Raw genomic sequence first — 2,901 nt, forward strand, 5'->3', positions numbered from 1 at the left:
GGCTTGGCCCGCATCGAAGGCGGCAACGGTCACGCGGTCAAGAGGAATGCCGGCCCGGTCGATGGCATAACGGGCGGAAAGCAGCGGCACGGCCAGGTCGTAATAGCCCCCGGCCAGCAAGAGGCGGATCTTGGGCTGGGCCTTCATCACCGGCGCGACGTCGGGCGCCGCGTTCAGGTAGAAGGCGTTCTCCCGCTTGCCCGACTGGTAGGAAAAGGCGAAGTTCACGTCCAGCGTCAGCGAGACGTAGTCGCGGTCCACCGGCACGCCCAGCTCGCGCTTGAAATAGTCCGTGGCGACGGATGAGGTGATGACGTTGGTGCGGCCCAGGCCCAACGCTGGATCCTTGGCGGCGGCGGGGCGGTCGGCCGGGGCGTCCTTGGGCGCCGGGCCGGTGACGCGACCGTCCAGGCGGCCCACCACCAGGCCCTGGTCGGCCAGCAGCGCCTCCAGGAAGGTCTGGGTGCCGATGCGCAGGTTGGCGTCGGCGATGGCCTTGGCCGGCAGGCCGATCAGGTCCGCCAGCCTGGCGGCGACGGCATCCCGCTCCGCCGCCGGCAGGCGGCCGCCCTTCAGCAGGGCCAGGGCATACGGCCCCTCGGCATAGTCGGCGGCGATCTGGAACACCTGTTCCGGCGTCTGGGCGTCGACCTTAGCCCGGCCATGCTTCCACGCCGTCGCCGCCATGGCCGGCAGTTCGAAGATATACGGCAGGTCGTTGCCGGGGTTTTCCGCCGTGGCGCTGAAGTCCAGCGCGGGGGAGATGAAGATCAGACCGGCCAGCGGCAGGTCGCCCACGAATTTCATCATCGTGGCCAGGCGGAAGCCGCCATAGCTTTCGCCGGCGATGTAGATGGGCGAGCCGGCGCGGTCATTGTCGCGCAACCAATCGCGGATCAGGCCCAGCACCGCCTGGGCATCGCCGTCAGGGTTCCAGTAGGGATGGCCGTCGCCGCCGGGCAGCACGCGGCTGAAGCCGGTCCCCACCGGGTCGATGAACACCAGGTCGGCGTCGGCCAACAGGCTGTGCGGGTTGTCCGGCATGGCGCGGGTGCCGTCGGCGCCCTTGACGATGCTGCGCGGTCCAAAGGCGCCGAAATGCAGGGGCGAGGAGGAGGCCCCAGGACCGCCGTTGAAGACGAACAGCACCGGCGGCGTCTTCACCACGGGGCTGGCGACGTAGGCGGTGGCGGAAATGGAGCCAGCGGCTGTCGGCTCGGTCCTTCAGAACCGTCTCCGCGAAGGTCGCGGTGTAGCGCACGGTCTTGCCGTTCAGCGTGATGCTATGCGGCGTCGTCACCGGGCCCAGCAGGGGGCCCGCGATCTCCGGTACCGGCGCGCCCTGCGCGAACGCCACCAGCGGAGCGGCCGTCACCATCAGGCCCAGAACCAGACCACGCACCCGTTTGCCCATCCTCTTCCCCACCGTTCGACCGGATCGTTTGATTTATTTCGGCGCGTGGGCCCCGCCCTCATCCGGGTTCCGGCGGGCGGGATGTCACCACCCCACCCGGCACGGCGTTTCATTGAACGGACCCAACTGCCAAAACTCTCTTTTTTAACAGGCCACCTGAACCTAACGACCTCAGGCGTGACCGACCGCGGCGAGCAGCCGGTCGATATCGGTGTGGTCGTTGAACACCGAAGGGGTGACGCGGAAGCGGTTGCCGCTGACCGTCATCTTGATCTTGGCCGCCGCCAGCTTGGGCCCCAGCTTCTCCCGCGCGTTCTCATAGGCGCAGGTGACCAGGGGCGTGGTGGCCTCAGGCGGCGTCATCAGGGTGTAGCCCAGCTTGGGCAGTTCCCGCTTCAGCCGGCCGATCAAGTCCTGGGCATGCGCCTGGATGGCGGCGACGCCCACGCCCAGGATGTAATCCAGGGAGTGGTCCAGCTGAGCGATGACGGTATGGGCGTGGGTTCCGTGGGCGAAGGTGCCCTCCGCCGTGCCGGCGTAGGCATAGTCGGCGATCATCTCGCCCGGCGGATCGAAGGGATAGACGTGCGGCTTGAACGCGCTCATCCCGTAATAGCCGTACTCGGTGCGGGTCAGCTGCCCCCGGGCGGCCTTGGTGCCGTAGATGAAGCCCAGGCCGAAATCACCCATCAGCCATTTGTAGCTGGCGCAAGCGGCGAAATCGACGCCGCTGCCCTTCAGGTCCACGGGCACGCAGCCGGCGGCATGGATGATGTCGGCATAGACCAGCGCGCCGTTGGCGTGCGCCAGATCGCAAACCGCCCTCAGGTCATGCTCGAACCCGTTGATGGTGGAGACCAGCGACAGGGACACCAGCCGGGTGTCCTTGCGGATGGCCTTCTTCAGGTCGGACAGCAGGATGCGGCCGTCCTTGGGTTCCACCCAAGTGACTTCCACCCCGTGGCGCTGCATCTCCTCATACAGCGGCAGGGAGCCGAAGAAGTGGAGCGTGTCGGTGACGATGTGGCCACCGGACCCATTTAAACTTGAATGGGGCAAGCCCAGGCCGCGCAGCACCATCTGCTCCGCCGCCGTCGTGCTCTGCACGTAGGCGATGTCGTCGGCGTCGGCGTTCACCAACTTAGCGAACTTCTCCCGCACGCCATCGTCCGGCAGGTCGTAGTGGGCGGCGGCGGGGTCCAGCATGCGCTTGGACAGGTAGGTGTCGACGGCGGCCTTGGCCCCCAGGCTGATGGGATGCTGGGAGCCGGAATCCAGGTAGACCAGCTCACCCGGAAGGAAGGACGCCTTGTCCGGGAAGCGCGCCGGCAGGCCGGGCTTGGGGGCAGAGATGGGGGCCGGGGTGGCAGCCGTCTGGGCGCCAACCGCGGCCGGCACGACTTCGGCCATGGTGAGGGTGCCGGCGGCCAGCATCACATCCCTGCGCGTCATTCTCATCCGTGTCACTCTTTGGAAGGCGCCCGTCG

At 67.7% G+C, this 2,901-nt stretch carries 2 protein-coding genes; both read right to left on the minus strand.

Features of this window, described 5'->3' with window-relative positions; translation table 11 throughout:
- Positions 1–1,167 (minus strand): hypothetical protein (locus I55_RS25600; RefSeq protein WP_049974488.1); only part of this gene is annotated, 1,167 nt, incomplete at its 3' end.
- 418 nt (positions 1,168–1,585) lie between these two features.
- Complete coding sequence (locus tag I55_RS25605) at positions 1,586–2,866, minus strand: aminotransferase class V-fold PLP-dependent enzyme (RefSeq protein WP_083901430.1); 1,281 nt, start codon at positions 2,864–2,866, stop codon at positions 1,586–1,588.
- Between the last annotated feature and the right edge of the window lie 35 nt (positions 2,867–2,901).

Origin of the sequence: Azospirillum sp. B4 (assembly GCF_000333275.1) — a bacterium.
Classification (GTDB): Bacteria; Pseudomonadota; Alphaproteobacteria; order Azospirillales; family Azospirillaceae; genus Nitrospirillum.

Coding starts and splice junctions, on each gene's coding strand:
- I55_RS25605 (WP_083901430.1), bottom strand. CDS start 2,866: ATGACGCGCAGGGATGTGATGCTGGCCGCCGGCACCCTCACCATGGCC.